The sequence below is a fragment of the Antrihabitans cavernicola genome (assembly GCF_008297975.1).
Classification (GTDB): Bacteria; Actinomycetota; Actinomycetes; order Mycobacteriales; family Mycobacteriaceae; genus Antrihabitans; species Antrihabitans cavernicola.
Window position 1 is genome coordinate 398,429 of sequence record NZ_VLNY01000002.1, and the last position, 15,809, is coordinate 414,237.

Consider the following 15,809-nt stretch of genomic DNA (forward strand, 5'->3'; position numbering starts at 1 on the left):
CATTCGCACTCACCCCTACGAGACGGCCGGGGGCTCTTCCGTAGAGTGGACAAAACGGACACGGCTATCGTGGCCTGTAACATTCGATTGCGACGTGCAGGCGTCGCTGAACTCCTGGAGCGTGGCTCGTGGGCATGCGGCCTCCGACTGGATTACCGTCGTTGTCGCGAAGAAGCAAGGTGCTGCTGATCGTGGCACTGGTCCTGGCGGCATTACTGCTGATCGGTCCACGCTTCATCGACACCTATACGAACTGGCTGTGGTTCGGCGAGGTCGGCTTCCGCGGCGTGTACGTCAAGGTGCTGCTGACGCGTATCGCGCTGTTCCTGATCGTCGGCGTGCTGGTCGGCGGAATCGTCTTCCTTGCCATGTGGATGGGCTATCGCAGTCGGCCGGTATTCGTCCCGGTGGCCGGTCCCAACGATCCAATCGCGCGCTACCGCACCACGGTGATGACGCGGATTCGCCTGTTCGGCATCGGAATTCCGGTGATCTTGGGCATGTTGTCCGGTCTGGTGGCGCAGTCGAACTGGACCACCGTGCAGATGTTCCTCAACGGCGGCGATTTCGGTACGACCGACCCACAATTTCACCTGGACGTCGGTTTCTACGCATTCGATCTGCCGTTCTACCGCATGATTCTGAACTGGTTGTTCGTCTCCGTCGTCATCGCGTTCCTGGTCAGTCTGGTGACGCACTACATCTTCGGCGGGCTTCGTCTCAGCGGCCGCGAAGGCGCGCTGACGCGGTCGGCGCGCATCCAATTGGCGGTACTTGCAGGAACTTTCGTGCTGCTCAAGGCGGTGGCGTACTGGTTCGACCGCTACTCGCTGCTCTCCAGCAGCCGTAAGGAACCTACGTTCACGGGCGCCAGCTACACCGACATCAACGCGGTGCTGCCCGCCAAATTGATCCTGCTGTCGATCGCCGTCATCTGCGCCCTTGCCTTTTTTGCCGGAATCTTCCTGCGTGACTTGCGAGTTCCCGCGATGGCGACGGCGCTGCTGGTGCTGTCGTCGATCTTGGTCGGCGCGGTATGGCCGCTGGTGGTCGAGCAGTTCTCGGTGCGACCCAACGCTGCCGACAAGGAACGCACCTACATCGAACGCAATATCACCGCCACCCGAGATGCGTACGGGATAACCGACGACAAGGTGGACTACGAGGACTACAAGGGCGACGGCACCAAGCAGCCGCGTGACGTGCCGGCCGACGTCACCACGATCGCCAACACCCGCCTGCTCGATCCGAACGTGTTGTCCCGTACGTTCACCCAGCAGCAGCAGCTGAAGAACTTCTACGGCTTCCCGTCGTCGCTGGACATCGATCGCTACAACATCGACGGCGATCTGCAGGACTACATCGTTGCCGCCCGCGAGTTGTCACCGAACAGCTTGACCGGCAACCAGACCGACTGGATCAACCGCCACACCGTCTACACCCACGGCAACGGCTTCATCGCTGCGCCCGCCAACCGGGTCAATGCCGCCGTGCGTGACGCGTCCGATACCAGCGCGAACACCAACAGTGGCTACCCGATCTACACGGTCAGCGACAGTTTCACGCCCAAGGACAAGCAGGTCATCAAGGTCGACCAGCCGCGCATCTACTACGGCGAGGTGATCGCGCAGGCCCAGCCCGACTACGCGATCGTCGGTGGCACCGACGAGTCGCAGCCTCGCGAATACGACAGTGACACCGACCGCTACACCTACACCGGTTCCGGTGGTGTGCCGATCGGCAACTGGTTCAACAGGTTTGCGTTCGCCGCCAAGTACACCGAGCGAAACATCCTGTTCTCCGGGGCGATCGGGGCCAACTCGAAGATCATCTTCAACCGCGATCCGCGAGACCGCGTCCAGAAGGTCGCGCCCTGGCTGACCGCCGACGGCGATACCTATCCGGCTGTGGTGGACGGCAAGATCGTCTGGATCGTCGACGCGTACACCACGTTGGACTCGTACCCGTACGCCCAGCGCAGTTCGCTGGAAGGTCTGGTCGAGGACAGCATCGACCAGACCACCGGTCGACTGCTGCCGCGCAAGGAGGTGTCCTACATCCGAAACTCGGTGAAGGCCACCGTCGATGCGTACGACGGCACCGTGAAGCTGTACCAGACGGACAAGACGGATCCGGTGCTGCGGGCCTGGATGGGTGTGTTCCCCAACGCGGTTCAGCCGGAGAGCGCGATCACGCCAGAACTGCGCGCGCACTTCCGCTACCCGGAGGATCTGTTCAAGGTGCAGCGCGAGATGCTCGCGAAGTATCACGTGAACGACCCGCGAGAGTTCTTCACCAACAACGCGTTCTGGTCGGTGCCGAGCGATCCGACGGTCGACGGTGGCGGTGGCGGATTCAACCAGCCGCCGTACTACGTGCTTCTCGGTGATCCGAAGACCGGCAAGCCGGTGTTCAACCTGACCAGTGCGATGGTGGGTTACAACAGAGCATTCCTGTCGTCGTACATCTCCGTTCGGTCCGATCCCGACGGCTACGGCAAATTCACAGTGCTGCAATTGCCGACGGACTCCCAGACGCAGGGTCCGCAGCAGACGCAGAACTCGATGACATCGGACACCCGAGTGGCGTCCGAGCGCACACTGTTGCAGAACGCCAACAAGATTCAGTACGGCAATCTGCTGACACTGCCGATCGCGGCGGGCGGAATCCTGTACGTCGAGCCGTTGTACACCGAGCGCAACACCAACGAGTCGACGTTCCCGCAGCTGTCCAGAGTCTTGGTGAGCTATCGCGAACCGGGTGCTCAGGGTGGCGTGAAGGTCGGGTACGCGCCGACACTTGCGGAGGCATTGGATCAGGTCTTCGGGGCCGGAACCGGCGGTGCGGCAACGGCACCCGGTGGTGACGCAGCGTCCGCGCCGCCCGCAGGCTCCGCTGAAGCGCCGCCGGCGAATGAACAGGCCGGTGCAACACCGCCGGTCGGGCCCATTCCCGGTGCGCCAGCGCCGAACAAGGACGCTGCGGTTGCCGAGTTGAACGCGGCGCTGGGCAACGTTCGCAGCGCGCAGTCGAGCGGCAACCTCGCTGATCTCGGTGGTGCATTCGATCGCCTGCAGAAGGCAATCGACGCGTACCAGGCAGCGGGCGGTTAAAGAAGTCAGATACGACAAAGGCGCTGCCGTCGAAGTGGACGGCAGCGCCTTTCGTCTTATCTGTACTGCTATCAGCCGACCGAGTCGATGATCGAGCTGTTGTCCTTGAGGAACTGCTGGAACTGCGGGCCGACGCCGGCCTGGTCCGCAGCGGTACCCGCGGTGGCCTTGACCTGCGCGAGGTAGTCGTTGCTCGGGGCGGCAGGCGCAGCCGGGGCGGCCGGCGGGGTCACGGCGGCAGTCGAGTCACCGCTGGTCAGGTACTGACCGCAGACGGGCCATGCGCCGGCACCCTGAGTGTTGAGCACGTTCTCTGCAACGCGCTCCTGCTCGGCCTTGCTGGCGTTCGACGGCGAACCGGAGCCGCCGTTGGCCTCCCAGGTGCTCTGAGTGAACTGCAGGCCGCCGGAGAAGCCGTTGCCGGTGTCGATGGCCCAGTTGCCGCCGCTCTCGCACTGTGCGACGCCGTCCCAGTTGTGGGTCGCGGCCGACGCGGTGCCGGTGGACAGGCCGAGCGGGACTGCGACGAGCGCGCCGGCGATGGTGGCGTAGCCGAGTGCTCGGGTGCTGATCTTCCGGTTGAAAGCCATTGTGGTAACCCTCTCCGCGCTTGCCGATGCAGAAGAACTTCTGCGATCCCTGCCCCTGGACTGTCGGGGGTCCGATCCCGCGGGCAGGTACTCGGCTAGCGGCGGGTCGGGCTTGGCCCATCGAATGTGTTTCTCCGGGCTGCTGCAAATGAACGTAACCAAGGAATTCGAGGCCGTAAACAGCGCGAGAAATTGGTAGAGCGTCCAGAAAGGCGGTCATCGATTCGGCATCGCTGCAGCTCAGGCTGCAAATATTTCGATTCGTTTTATGTTCGTTATATGTACGTTATGTGCGTCGGATCACCGTTATGCAGTGGCCCCGGTCACGTTTGTTTCGGCCACTTGCGAGCCGAAGAATGGAGGTGGGGAGGCGATTTGCACTCCGCTCCACGGGGTGTGTAACGTAGTCCTCACACCGCGGGGTGGAGCAGCTCGGTAGCTCGCTGGGCTCATAACCCAGAGGTCGCAGGTTCAAATCCTGTCCCCGCTACTAAAGAAGAGAACCAGTGCCTTCGGGCGCTGGTTCTTTTTTTGTCTTCTTGGTCGCGAGCTCCTGCCCCTAGTGAGAGTCGAGGCATCCGGCAGCAGTTGTCCAGTGCAGGCGTCGACTCTGGGAACCGACGGGCGAGCAGGAGGTTTCCGCGATGACCGGGATCAGTGACATTGCACCCCACCGGCCACGGTGTTCTTCCGTGATGGCCGATGACGGAATTCGGCTGGCGGCCACCGAGCTCGGTCCCGCCGATGCGCCGCTGACTGTTGTGTTCGCGCACGGTTACTGTCTCGGGTCCGCTGCATGGGTTCCGCAATGGACTGCCCTCCGCCAAGCGTTCGGCCGTCGGGTTCGGCTGGTGTTCTTCGACCAGCGTGGACACGGTCGCTCCGAGGTCGGCCCGTCCGAGTCGTGCACCATCACCCAACTCGGGACCGACCTGGATTCGGTTCTACGGGTGCTGGTTCCGGTCGGGCCCGTTGTCCTGGTCGGGCACTCCATGGGCGCGATGGGGGTGTTGTCGTTCGCCCGTCAGCACCCCGAGTTCGTGGAGGATCGGGTGAGCGGGGTGGCGCTGCTCTCGACCGCCGCGCACGGGTTGACGGCTCGAGGCCTTGGCCGATTGCTACGGACCCCGCTCCCGGACGTCTTGCGCGCCGCCACCCGTCACGCGCCAGGAATGACAAAGACCTTGCGCCGCTCGGCCCGACGACTGTTGGCCCCGTTCATTGCCGCAGCGTGCACCGGAACGCAACCGGTGAGCCGCGACCTTGCCGTGCTCACGGACCAGCTGATCAACGACACGGACATCGCCACCGTCGCAGCGTTCATGCGCGAGTTCGCACTACTCGACGAACGCGCCGGGCTCGATGTTCTTGCCACAGTGCGGGTTCCAGTGCTCGTGATGGGTGGCGACGCGGATCGGGTGACGCCGATCGCGCGCTCCGTCGACATAGTCGATCGTGTTCCGCATGCCGAGTTCGTCCGCATCCCGGGCGCTGGACACATGATTTGCCTCGAGCACCCGATCGCGGTGGCAGAAGAGCTGAGGGCCTGGACAGACGAAGGTCTCGCCAGCGTGATCGGGCGGGGTTACGATCGCCTCGGTTGAATATCTGCCCCCATCTCTTCAGACCCGAGGAGTACGCGATGGCGACTGGTGGACCGCAGCCGATGGCGTTGGGCGATGATGCCGCCCGCACCCTGGCGAATGCGACCAAAACCGTTCCTCAGATGGAATCGATCTCCCCGCGATGGTTGGTTCATCTACTGAATTGGATTCCGGTCGAGGCGGGTATCTACCGCCGCAACCGGGTCACCGACGAAGACACTGTCGACATCCAGTGCGACAACTTCGACGAGTCGCCGCTGCCCGAGACGTTCATCGACTACGAGAAGGATCCGCGGGAGTACCGGCTCAAAGCGGTGCACACCATTCTCGACGTACACACTCGAGTCTCGGATCTGTACTCCAGTCCGCACGATCAGATCGCGCAGCAGTTGCGGTTGACGATCGAAGCCATCAAAGAACACCAAGAAGGCGAACTGATCAACAGCCCCGACTACGGGTTGATCGCCAATACCCCTGCCAAACAACGAATCTCCACGCTCGCAGGCCCGCCGACACCGGACGACCTCGACAACCTGATCACCAAAGTGTGGAAGGAGCCCGGATTCTTCCTGACCCATCCGGAGGGCATCGCCGCGTTCGGCAGAGAATGCACCCGACGCGGCGTACCCCCGCCGACGGTGAGCCTGTTCGGATCCCAGTTTCTGACGTGGCGAGGGATTCCGATAATCCCGTCGGACAAGGTGCCGGTCACCGGCGGAAAGACCAGTTTTCTGCTGATTCGGACGGGAGAGTCGCGGCAAGGTGTGGTCGGGCTGTTCCAGCCAGGTCTCGCAGGCGAGCAGAGCCCTGGGCTGTCCGTGAAGTTCATGGGCATCGATCGCAGCGCCATCGCGTCCTACTTGGTTTCGCTGTACTGCTCTCTCGTCGTTCTGACCGACGACGCGATCGCGTTGCTCGAAGGTGCCGACGTCGACAAGTTCCATGACTACGCACCCAAGTACCGGAAGTGAGCCCGACGGGGCCTCGACCCCGCACTGGCTGCCCGACGAAGCGACGCTGAACAAGCTTGCTGGCGAGTTCTTTTCGAGCTTGCCGGGGGTGGCTTCGCCCGGCGTAGCGCAGCCGAGCACCGCTGTGCCGACGAGTCCGCCCAGTGGTCCGCCACCCAGTTCGGCCGCCACGTCCTACGCCACATCGTCGTCGGGTCTCGGCGGTACCTATGTTCCCGAGGTGCCGTCTTGGGCGACGATCGCGCCTGCTGCACCCCAACGGTTACCGGCGTCGGATTTTTACTTTCTCGACCAACCGAACGTCTATCGCGCAACACCTGATGCGGCACCGCCTGCACCGCACTTCTACTTCCTCGACCGCGGTGCCGAGCCGATTCCCGACCTCGGCCGAGCTCGGCACCCAGCGTTCGACGTCAATGCCGTTCGGGCGGACTTTCCTATCTTGCGCGAGCGGGTCAACGGCTATCCGTTGGTGTGGTTCGACAATGCCGCGACCACCCAGAAGCCACAGTCGGTGATCGATCGCGTCAGCTACTTCTACGAACACGAGAATTCCAACATTCACCGCGCGGCGCACGAACTGGCGGCCCGTTCGACCGATGCGTACGAACACGCCCGCGACACCATCGCCCGCTTCATCGGAGCCTCGAGCGAGGAGATCATCTTCGTTCGCGGTGCGACGGAAGCCATCAATCTCGTCGCACAGACCTGGGGGCGCAAGAATATTCGCGCCGGTGACGAGATCGTCATCTCCCACCTCGAGCATCACGCGAACATCGTGCCCTGGCAGATGCTGGCGTCGGAGACCGGCGCGGTGATCAAGGTGATTCCGGTCGACGAGTCGGGGCAGCTGTTGATGGGGGAGTACACCCGGTTGCTGTCGGATCGGACGAAACTCGTGTCGGTCACCCACGTTTCGAACGCGCTGGGGACGATGACACCGGTCGCCGACATCGTGTCGGAGGCCAAGCGTGCCGGTGCGACCGTGTTGATCGATGGGGCGCAATCGATTCCGCACACCAAAGTCGACATGCAAGCTCTCGGCGCCGACTTCTTCGTCTTCTCCGGACACAAGATCTTCGGGCCCACGGGTATCGGCGTCGTCTACGGAACCACGGAGGTCTTGCAGGACATGCCGCCGTGGCAGGGCGGTGGCAACATGATCGCCGATGTGACTCTCGAGCGGGCCATCTATCAACCGCCACCCGGTCGCTTCGAAGCGGGCACCGGAAACATCGCCGACGCAGTCGGTTTGGGCGCCGCGATCGAGTACGTCGAGCGGCTGGGCATCGAGAACATCGCCAAGTACGAGCACTTCCTGCTGGAATACGCGACTGCCGGTCTGAAGGACGTGCCGGGTCTGCATCTGATCGGGACGGCGCGCGAGAAGGCCAGCGTCATGTCGTTCGTGCTCGACGGCTACGAGTCGCTCGAGGTCGGAAAAGCGCTCAACGAGAAGGGGATCGCGGTTCGCGCCGGACATCACTGTGCGCAGCCGATTCTGCGCAGATTCGGACTGGAGGCAACGGTGCGTCCGTCGCTCGCGTTCTACAACACGTGCGCGGAAGTGGATCGTCTGATCGCAACGCTGCACCAGCTCGCTGCCGATGCGGGGCAACGGTAGCCTCTGGCGGGTGCGTCGCATAGCTCCATCGCCGGTATTGATGACGGTGAGTGGCTGCTCGATGTATCTGGGTGCCGCGCTTGGGATCGGGTTGTTCGACCACATCGGGCCTGCCGGTGTCGCATGGTTGCGCATCGTCGGCGCTGCCCTGGTGTTGGTCGTGATCGTGCGGCCACGCAGTGCGGCCTGGAACGGCCGCACAGTGTTGGTCGCCGGGTCGTTCGGGACGGTGACCGCGCTGATGAACATCTTCTTCTACGAGGCGATCGCTCGAATCCCGCTCGGCACAGCGGTTGCCGTCGAGTTCGTCGGTCCGATCGTGGTTGCGGCGTGGGGGTCACGGTCGCGGAGTGGAGCGCTCGCGGTGGTGGCCGGAGCCGTCGGCGTCGTGCTGATCGCCGACGTGCAGGTGACGTCGGAGCCCCTCGGCGTCGTGTTCGCATTGACGGCCGCGGCGTGTTGGGCGGGCTACATCGTCCTCGGAAAGCGCGTGTCGAGCAGAGGCGCTCCGATGGAATCGCTGGCCGTCGGGTTTGCAATCGCGGCAGTGGTCACCTCGCCGATCCTCGTATCGATCGTGCTGCGCTGGGACGCATCGACTCCGACCGCGCGTGTGCTGGTGCTGGGCCTGGCGCTGGGTGTGCTGTCGACAGTGGTGCCGTATTCGCTGGACCAGGTGATCCTGCGCAAGGTCGGACAGGCGCAGTTCGCATTGCTGTTGGCTCTGCTGCCGGTTGCGGCTGTGGTGGTCGGTCTGGTGGTGCTGCGGCAGGTGCCGACCGTGTTCGAATCGGCCGGCATCGGGCTCGTCGTGGTCGCGCTGGTGCTGAGCAATCGCGCGGCGGCGCCTACGCGAGCGTGACGGGCAACGACGCCCACCCATGCAGCACACGGGTCTCGCGTCGCGTTCCCTTTCCAGCTGGTGCTACGTCGGGAAAACGCTCGAAGAAGGTACGCAGACCCACCTCGCCCTCCGCGCGTGCGAGCGCTGCGCCCAGACAGAAGTGCCGGCCCGCGGAGAAGGACAGGTGCTTGTTCGCGTTGCTGCGTTCGACATCGAAATTCGCGGGGTGGTCGAAAACGCTCGGGTCGCGGTTGGCGCCCGCCAGCGAGATCACCACCATCTCACCCCGTTGGACGGGAGTCCCGGCGATCACGCGGTCGGTACGCGCGACGCGTGCGCTGATCTGCACAGGCGACTCCATCCGCAGAATTTCCTCTACGGCGTTGGACCACAGTTCCGGGCGGTCCGAAAGCATCTGTCGCTGATCTGGCGAGGCGAGCAGTAGGTCGATCCCGTTGCCCAGCAGGTTGACGGTCGTTTCGAAGCCGGCCGCGAGCACCAATCCGGCTGTGGCTTGCAACTCGACATCGGTGAGGTGTGCGCCCGCGTCCGACTTCTGGATCAGCTGGCTCATCAGATTGTCGCCAGGATTGCGCCGAAGATAGTTCAGATGCGAGGTCAGCCAATGGCCGAACCCTTCGAGGCCGCGCTGCACCCGCTGGTACTGCGGCCAGCTCAGGCCGATGTCCAGACTGGGTGCGGCCAACTCGCCGAACTCGAGAATTCGTGGTCGATCGTGCTCGGGCACACCGAGGATGTCGCCGATGATCGCAACAGGGAGTCGCGCGCAATAGTGCTCGACGATGTCGACTGCGCCGGCGCGACCGTCGATCTCGTCGAGCAGTGAGTTCGCCGCGGTTTCTACCCGGTCTCCAAGTGCTGCAACGGCTCTCGGTGTGAAGACCGACGACACCGTCTTTCGATATCGAGTGTGCGTCGGCGGTTCGACGGCCAGCAGGGACGGCGGCTGCAGCGGGTGCAGCACGCCGCCGCGCGTGTGTTCCTCGACCCATCGCAGTGGGCGCGGAAGGTTCCGACCCATGTTGACGACGTGAAAGTCTTCGGATCGGAGCAGGTCGTGAGCGACGTGGTGGTCGACCGTGATGAAGGCAACGCGTCCTCGGACCAATGGACCTTGTGCGCGAAGTTCCTCGAAATACGGCGTCGGATCGGCGAGTACCCGTGGATCCGCGATCAGCCGGGCTTGCGGATCGCCCTTTCGGACGCCGTATCGGGCGGCGGCCCGCAATACCGCCTGGGTCGCCGCCCACCGCACCTGCTGCTTCATCGCTGCCCCCTGCTTCGGTCTTCGCATCACCGTATGAGCTCTCTCGCAGTCTTCGCTACCCGTCTGCTCGTACCGTTGCGGTGCGCCGACGTGACGGCAGATAGTTACAGACATGAACCTTGCGAACACCAGAGTCGAGCACGATCTGATCGGCGACCTCGACGTCCCCGCCGACGCCTACTACGGTGCACACACCGCGCGGGCGGTCGACAACTTCCCGATCAGCGGCGTCACGCTCGCGTCCTATCCGGGCTTCATCGCCGCTCTCGCAGCGGTGAAGCAGGCGGCAGCGACGGCCAACCGAGATCTGTCGCTGCTGGACCGCACGGAAGGGGATGCGATCATCGCCGCGTGCGAGCAGATTCGCGGTGGTGCGTTCGGTGATCAATTCGTCGTCGACATGATCCAGGGTGGTGCGGGCACCTCCACGAACATGAACGCCAACGAGGTGATCGCCAACGTCGCACTGGAGATTCTCGGAAAACCGAAGGGCGACTACGGCACCTGTCATCCGCTCGATCACGTGAACAAGGGGCAGAGCACCAACGATGTCTACCCGACCGCAGTGAAGCTTGCGCTCGACGGCTACGTCGTCGAGTTGCGACGGGCCGTCGCCAGCCTGCGCGAGGCGTTCGCCGCCAAGGCCGTGGAGTTCGCCGACGTTCTCAAGATCGGTCGCACCCAACTGCAAGATGCCGTTCCGATGACGCTCGGTCAGGAATTCGCCACGTATGCAGTCACGTTGGCCGAAGACGAGACGCGTTTGGAGGAAGCCAGGATACTGCTGCACGAGCTGAACCTCGGCGGGACCGCGATCGGCACGGCCCTCAACGCGCATCCCGAGTACCAACAGTTGGCGCTGGCGAATCTGCGTGCGATCACGGGCATCGACTCGTTGGTCGGCGCGAGCGACCTGATCGAAGCGACGCAGGACGTCGGCGTGTTCGTTCAGTTGTCCGGTGTCCTCAAGCGGGTGGCGGTCAAGCTGTCGAAGATCTGCAGTGATCTTCGGCTACTGTCGTCGGGTCCGCGTGCAGGCTTGAACGAAATTCATCTTCCCGCACGGCAAGCCGGCTCGTCGATCATGCCCGGCAAGGTCAACCCGGTGATTCCGGAGGTGGTCAACCAAATCGCGTTCGAGGTGATCGGAAACGACGTCACGGTCACGCTCGCGGCCGAGGGCGGGCAGTTGCAGCTCAACGCCTTCGAGCCGATCATCGCGAAGTCGTTGTTCGACGGCATGGCGCACCTGGCGGCGGGGTGCGCCACCCTGCAGACCAGGTGCGTCGAAGGGATCACCGCCAACACCGAGCATCTCGCCGCGGTCGTTGCGAAGTCGATCGGGTTGGTGACCGCTCTGAACCCGGCGATCGGCTACGCCTCCGCAACCGCTATCGCGCAGGAGGCGCTGAGCAACGGCCGCAACATCGCCGAGCTGGTCTTGGAGCGAAACCTCTTGAGCCAGAGTCAGATCGATGCGCTGCTGTCGCCGTCGCACCTCACCGGCCGTGCGCGAAATTCGGTGCCAGAGCACTGAACTTCACGCACAGTTCTAGAGGGTCTCGTAGATGATGCTCGATATCTCGCCCTCATCTTCGAATACCGCGCCGACGTCGTCGGCGATGTTCAGGACCGGGCCTGCGTCGTTGACCATCACCGCGTACGCCACCGTGCGTCCGCTCTTGGTCTCGATGTAGCCGGCGAGGTTCTGCGCCTCGAGTTCCAGAGTCTCACCGTCGGCTCCGGGCATGATCGTGGTGCCGGGTTTGGCGAAGACGTGTCCCTTGCCTGCGAGGGTCTGTCCGGTGTGCGCGAGCGATCCGTCGACGCCCATGATCGGCAGCGCAGACTGAAAGTCGGCGGCTACCGGGGTCTTCGCCATCGCCGTGAGCAACCGGACGAGTGCACGCGGTGCAGCTTGGCTGTCCGGGGTGCCACTTCCGTTGGTGGGGAACGAGAACTGGTTGCCGTCGACGCCGTACTGGTCGATCAACGACTGGCGTTCGGCGGCCAACGCGCCCTGGATGGTGTTGCGGCCCTTGCTGAGTCCGAACAAGCTGAGCGCAAGGTTGGCGCCGAGATTGAGGCTGACCTTGAGTATCAGTCGCGCGTCCTGGCGCAGGGGTGCGGACTCGAACGAGGCGACCCGGGTGTCGTCGGAGTAGCTCGTCGTTGCGGGTGGCGGTGGGTTCTTGGCGACAGCGGGCGCCGTCACCGTGACACCCTGCGCCGCAAGGGCTTCGATGAATGCCGTGCGGGCGAACGATGCGGGATCGTCGATGCGGAACGTGCCGACGAAGGTCTCGCTGCCGGTGAGTGGCGCTTTGTAACCGGCGGGAATGTCACCCGACACGGAACCGCCGCATCCCGGTGATCCGACGCATTCGATCCGGCCTTGGTCCGACAGTGCCACGGAACTCGTCGAATCGGCAGGTCCGGTGGTGATTGCTCCTGTCACGGCAAGAGCCGCGGTCCTCGGTCGATAGTCGAGCCGCGCAGGCTGGCCTGGCTGCGTCGGATCGACGGTGACATCGACCATGTTCTCGTTCAACAGAATCGGAGTGATCAGGAGGTTGCCGTTGGGCACTCGGTAGGGGGTGAAGAGTCGATCGTCGATGACGACGTCACCGTTGACCGCATTGATTCCCGATGCCTTCACCTGCTTTGCCAACTCGGTGACGCCGTACAGCGGATCCTGCGGGGTGAGGATCGCGGTGCCGAGTGCGTTGGCGTCGTTGTGATCGAAGTCGGTGTATTGCACGGTGTTCGCGTCGATGCGCCGTCCACCGAACGTCAGGTCGCCGTTGCCGACCAGCACCAGATTGCCGTTCAGCACGCCGGCGTCGACAGTCCCGAGCCGATGAACAGGTGTGGTGACGCGGTGGTCGGCACCGAGTGCGTTCAATGCTGTACCGACGGAGAACAGTTTTCGGGTGGACCCGGTGAGTGCCATGCGATCGGCATCGAGTTCGTAGAGCGTCTCGCCGGTCGAGACGTCGGCCACCAGCAGGCTCCATTTCGCCTGTGCATAGCGGGGTTTGCGCAGGATCGCGGATATGGCATCGGGGATGTTCTTCGACGATGCGGTCGGCGTGGAGTTGCTACTGCATGACGCCGCCACCACGGTGACGCCGATGCCGGCGAGGAACGCGCGTCGCTTCATTTTTCGAACGCCTGCTGAATTGCGGCTGCCACCATCGCGACGTCGTCACCCGCATCGTGGAGGCCGGTCAGAACGTCCGGATAGGTGCCGCCGCTCATCGACAGACCGAACACCAAGTTCTTGCCGTTGTCCCTTACGAGATAGCCCGCCAGGCTTTGCACGTTGAACAGCGCGCGGCCCGTTGCGGGGTCCACTGCGGCACTCGTCCCGGTCTTGGCCAGCACCTTGCCCTTGGCGGGACTGTCCGCGCCGGACGACGCCAGCGATCCGGTGACGCCCAGAATGGGCTGGCCTGCAACGAAATCCGGTCCCCAGCTCTGGCCGGCCGCCCACTGCATCCACGCCGCCATCTGCTTGGGGGTGGTCGAAGCAGGATCGGCACCTTGCCCGTCGACCAAGACCACCTCGTTGGAGTTCAGCCCGGCCATCTCGACTTCGTCGCGGATGGTTTTCAATCCCGCTGTGCAGTCGGTGGATCCGGCTTCGACGGCGAGGAGACACATCATCGCATTGGCGCCGGTGTTGTAGCTGGTCTCCAGGATCATCGATCCGAAGGCTTTCATCGTCGGCGATTGGAACGCTGCCACTTGTCGATCGGCCGGATAGCTTGTGGGCGCGGGCAACCCGGCCTCGTTGTTGGAACTCAGAGCCGGAGCGGCGACGGTGACACCTGCACGTCCGAGAGCTTCGACGAACAACGTCCGTGCCCACGATGCCGCGTCGGGAATCCGATAGATCGTCGCGGCAGGCTTTCCTGGCGCGACAGTTCCGGTGACGACGATATGGCGGGGGTCGTTCGGATCGGCTGCGACCTGCAAGCCGGTCGCCGTGTCGGCCGTCGTCACCTTCGACTCGACGGTGAAGGCGGACGTCTGCGGCGTCGTCGCTATCGATGCGAGTTGCCCGACATCGCCTGGTGTGACGTCGATATCGAGAATGTTGTCGTTGACGAATATGGGCGGAACGAGACCTTCCTGACCCTTGAAGGTCTCCCAGATGCGGGTGTCGATCACCACGTCGCCGTCGATTCTGGTGATGCCCTTCGCAGCGACCTGGTGGGCGAGGTCGTTCAGTCCGGCGAGCGGGTCGTCGGCGACTTTCGTTGTGTTGGGGGCGATGTCGCCGTAGACGTGATCGACGCTGGTTGCGGTGAAGGTGTGATCGACCTTGCCTTGCAGCGCGCCTCGGCCGCCGAGCGTCAGATCACCCGACGCGACCAGCACCAGGTTGCCCGAGACCGTGCCTGCGACCGTCGGCGCCGATGCGTATACCGGTGTGGTGAGGCGGGTTTCGGTTCCGAGGGTGTCGTAGACCGTCCCGATCGTGAACTCCTTGGCAGTGGATCCGGTGAACACCAGCTGGTCGGGTGCGTTGGCGAGCACAGCCTTTCCGGTGTTGGGATCGGCGACGTAGTAGAGCCACCGCGCGCCCGCATATGCGGGCTTTGCCATGATCTGCCTGGCTGCGTCGGGCAGTGATCCGATTGTTCCGGTGGGGGAGTCGGCCTTGTCGGATTGGGTTGTGCATGCCGCGAGTGATGCCAGCAGGATGACGACCGGGACGAGAGCGCGAATTCCGGATCTCACAGGCCCACTCCTTCGACGAACTGCGGCCCCGACCGGACGACACAAGAATTCTCTACCCAATTGCGATACGTGACCAGAGCCGTGCGGGAAGCGCATGATGAATTTGACCTTGCCCTCGGGGCAGGGCGCACGGTGATGGAGCCGGACAAGTCGTCCGGTTCGAGGAGGCAATGAATGGGCTGGCTGAGTATCGGCGAGTTCTCGGCCAAATCGCATCTGTCCGCGAAGGCGCTACGCCTGTACGACCGGCTGGACCTGCTGACGCCGCAACGCGTCGACCCGCACACCGGGTATCGGTGGTACGTCGTCGAGCAGCTCGAGCGAGCGCGACGGGTGTCGATGCTGAGGCGGCTGGATATGCCGTTGGCGCAGATCCGTGAGGTGTTGGACCTTCCCGACGCCGAGGCGGCCGACGCGGTCGGCGACTTCTGGTGTCGCCGCGAAGCGGACGTTGCGTCGCAGCGGGCGCTCGCTCAGCTGCTCCTCGACACGTTGAAGGATACGGAGTCCGACATGTACGAAGTATCGACGCGACCGGTTCCCACCAGGGCACTCGTGAAGATCGGGCGGCACCTTGCGGCCGACGACATCGCCCCGTTCATCCGAGAAATGATCTCGATCCTGACGCCGGACAAGGTCGCGCCACTGGGCGGCCAGGCCGGGCGGCCGTTTCTTCGGTTCCACGCCGAAGTCAGCCGCGACTCCGACGGGCCGGTCGAGTTCTGCCTACCATTGTCCGATGTTCACGGCGCAGACCGCGTCCGCGACCAGCTGCCGGAAGCCCGAGTGAACGAAGAAGCCGGCGGAACAGAGGCATATCTGACGGTGCCCAAGTCCGATCTGCACAGCACAGTCGGTTTCGAGACCTTGCACAACTGGGTGCAGAAAAACCGGCCCGATGTGACGTGGGTGCCCCAGCAGATCTTCCTCCTCGACCCCGAATCTGCAGGCCCCGACGACGCCGTCGTGGAGATCTCCGCAATGGTCGACTGACACGGTTACTGTGGTCGTACCGACGGCCAGGGG

Annotated in this window: 11 protein-coding genes and 1 tRNA gene; 8 read left to right on the forward strand and 4 right to left on the reverse strand. The window is 63.8% G+C overall.

Annotated features, from left to right (window positions below):
- The first annotated feature begins 128 nt into the window (after positions 1-128).
- Positions 129-3,113 carry a UPF0182 family protein gene (locus FOY51_RS05660; RefSeq protein ID WP_187776190.1) on the forward strand — a complete coding sequence of 995 codons (2,985 nt, stop codon included), beginning with the start codon at positions 129-131 and terminating at the stop codon, positions 3,111-3,113.
- Between the two features lie 71 nt (positions 3,114-3,184).
- Here the strand turns inward: FOY51_RS05660 and FOY51_RS05665 are convergent, their stop codons facing one another.
- Positions 3,185-3,703, reverse strand: a complete 519-nt coding sequence (locus tag FOY51_RS05665; protein WP_149429213.1) for a transglycosylase family protein — start codon at positions 3,701-3,703, stop codon at positions 3,185-3,187.
- 416 nt (positions 3,704-4,119) lie between these two features.
- Here FOY51_RS05665 and FOY51_RS05670 point away from each other — a divergent pair.
- From FOY51_RS05670 to FOY51_RS05690, 5 genes are all read left to right on the forward strand, one after another.
- Positions 4,120-4,193, forward strand: a tRNA-Met gene (locus FOY51_RS05670).
- A 205-nt stretch (positions 4,194-4,398) separates the two neighbouring features.
- Positions 4,399-5,307 (forward strand): alpha/beta fold hydrolase, encoded by a 909-nt coding sequence (locus tag FOY51_RS05675; RefSeq protein WP_187776191.1) that lies wholly within the window; start codon positions 4,399-4,401, stop codon positions 5,305-5,307.
- 38 nt (positions 5,308-5,345) lie between these two features.
- Positions 5,346-6,278: a family 2A encapsulin nanocompartment shell protein gene (locus FOY51_RS05680; protein WP_149429215.1), complete on the forward strand. Its 933-nt coding sequence runs from the start codon at positions 5,346-5,348 to the stop codon at positions 6,276-6,278.
- Positions 6,250-7,902 (forward strand): family 2A encapsulin nanocompartment cargo protein cysteine desulfurase, encoded by a 1,653-nt coding sequence (locus FOY51_RS05685; RefSeq protein WP_149429216.1) that lies wholly within the window; start codon positions 6,250-6,252, stop codon positions 7,900-7,902. The genes FOY51_RS05680 and FOY51_RS05685 overlap by 29 nt, the downstream gene beginning before the upstream one ends.
- A 40-nt stretch (positions 7,903-7,942) precedes the next feature.
- Positions 7,943-8,764, forward strand: a complete 822-nt coding sequence (locus FOY51_RS05690) for an EamA family transporter (protein WP_149429515.1) — start codon at positions 7,943-7,945, stop codon at positions 8,762-8,764.
- Here FOY51_RS05690 and FOY51_RS05695 read toward each other — a convergent pair.
- Positions 8,751-10,034, reverse strand: coding sequence for a cytochrome P450 (locus FOY51_RS05695; protein ID WP_149429217.1), 1,284 nt, complete (start codon positions 10,032-10,034; stop codon positions 8,751-8,753). The genes FOY51_RS05690 and FOY51_RS05695 overlap by 14 nt on opposite strands.
- Before the next feature lie 112 nt (positions 10,035-10,146).
- On the opposite strand from FOY51_RS05695, the gene FOY51_RS05700 reads away from it, so the two are divergent.
- Positions 10,147-11,571 carry an aspartate ammonia-lyase gene (locus FOY51_RS05700; RefSeq protein ID WP_149429218.1) on the forward strand — a complete coding sequence of 475 codons (1,425 nt, stop codon included), beginning with the start codon at positions 10,147-10,149 and terminating at the stop codon, positions 11,569-11,571.
- Positions 11,572-11,586: 15 nt separating this feature from the next.
- Here the strand turns inward: FOY51_RS05700 and dacB are convergent, their stop codons facing one another.
- Both dacB and FOY51_RS05710 read right to left on the reverse strand, forming a co-directional pair.
- A complete protein-coding gene (dacB, locus tag FOY51_RS05705; protein WP_149429219.1) occupies positions 11,587-13,197 on the reverse strand; it encodes a D-alanyl-D-alanine carboxypeptidase/D-alanyl-D-alanine endopeptidase in 1,611 nt (536 codons plus the stop codon).
- Positions 13,194-14,783 (reverse strand): D-alanyl-D-alanine carboxypeptidase/D-alanyl-D-alanine-endopeptidase, encoded by a 1,590-nt coding sequence (locus FOY51_RS05710; protein WP_235916135.1) that lies wholly within the window; start codon positions 14,781-14,783, stop codon positions 13,194-13,196. The genes dacB and FOY51_RS05710 overlap by 4 nt, the downstream gene beginning before the upstream one ends.
- Positions 14,784-14,957: 174 nt before the next feature.
- On the opposite strand from FOY51_RS05710, the gene FOY51_RS05715 reads away from it, so the two are divergent.
- Positions 14,958-15,776 carry a MerR family transcriptional regulator gene (locus FOY51_RS05715; protein ID WP_149429221.1) on the forward strand — a complete coding sequence of 273 codons (819 nt, stop codon included), beginning with the start codon at positions 14,958-14,960 and terminating at the stop codon, positions 15,774-15,776.
- Positions 15,777-15,809: the final 33 nt, after the last annotated feature.

Excerpts from the sequence above, each read along its gene's own strand:
- FOY51_RS05690 (WP_149429515.1), top strand. The coding sequence starts at position 7,943 with ATGACGGTGAGTGGCTGCTCGATGTATCTGGGTGCCGCGCTTGGGATC.
- FOY51_RS05695 (WP_149429217.1), bottom strand. The coding sequence starts at position 10,034 with ATGAAGCAGCAGGTGCGGTGGGCGGCGACCCAGGCGGTATTGCGGGCC.
- dacB (WP_149429219.1), bottom strand. The coding sequence starts at position 13,197 with ATGAAGCGACGCGCGTTCCTCGCCGGCATCGGCGTCACCGTGGTGGCG.
- FOY51_RS05665 (WP_149429213.1), bottom strand. The coding sequence starts at position 3,703 with ATGGCTTTCAACCGGAAGATCAGCACCCGAGCACTCGGCTACGCCACC.
- FOY51_RS05715 (WP_149429221.1), top strand. The coding sequence starts at position 14,958 with ATGGGCTGGCTGAGTATCGGCGAGTTCTCGGCCAAATCGCATCTGTCC.
- FOY51_RS05675 (WP_187776191.1), top strand. The coding sequence starts at position 4,399 with ATGGCCGATGACGGAATTCGGCTGGCGGCCACCGAGCTCGGTCCCGCC.
- FOY51_RS05680 (WP_149429215.1), top strand. The coding sequence starts at position 5,346 with ATGGCGACTGGTGGACCGCAGCCGATGGCGTTGGGCGATGATGCCGCC.
- FOY51_RS05685 (WP_149429216.1), top strand. The coding sequence starts at position 6,250 with ATGACTACGCACCCAAGTACCGGAAGTGAGCCCGACGGGGCCTCGACC.
- FOY51_RS05700 (WP_149429218.1), top strand. The coding sequence starts at position 10,147 with ATGAACCTTGCGAACACCAGAGTCGAGCACGATCTGATCGGCGACCTC.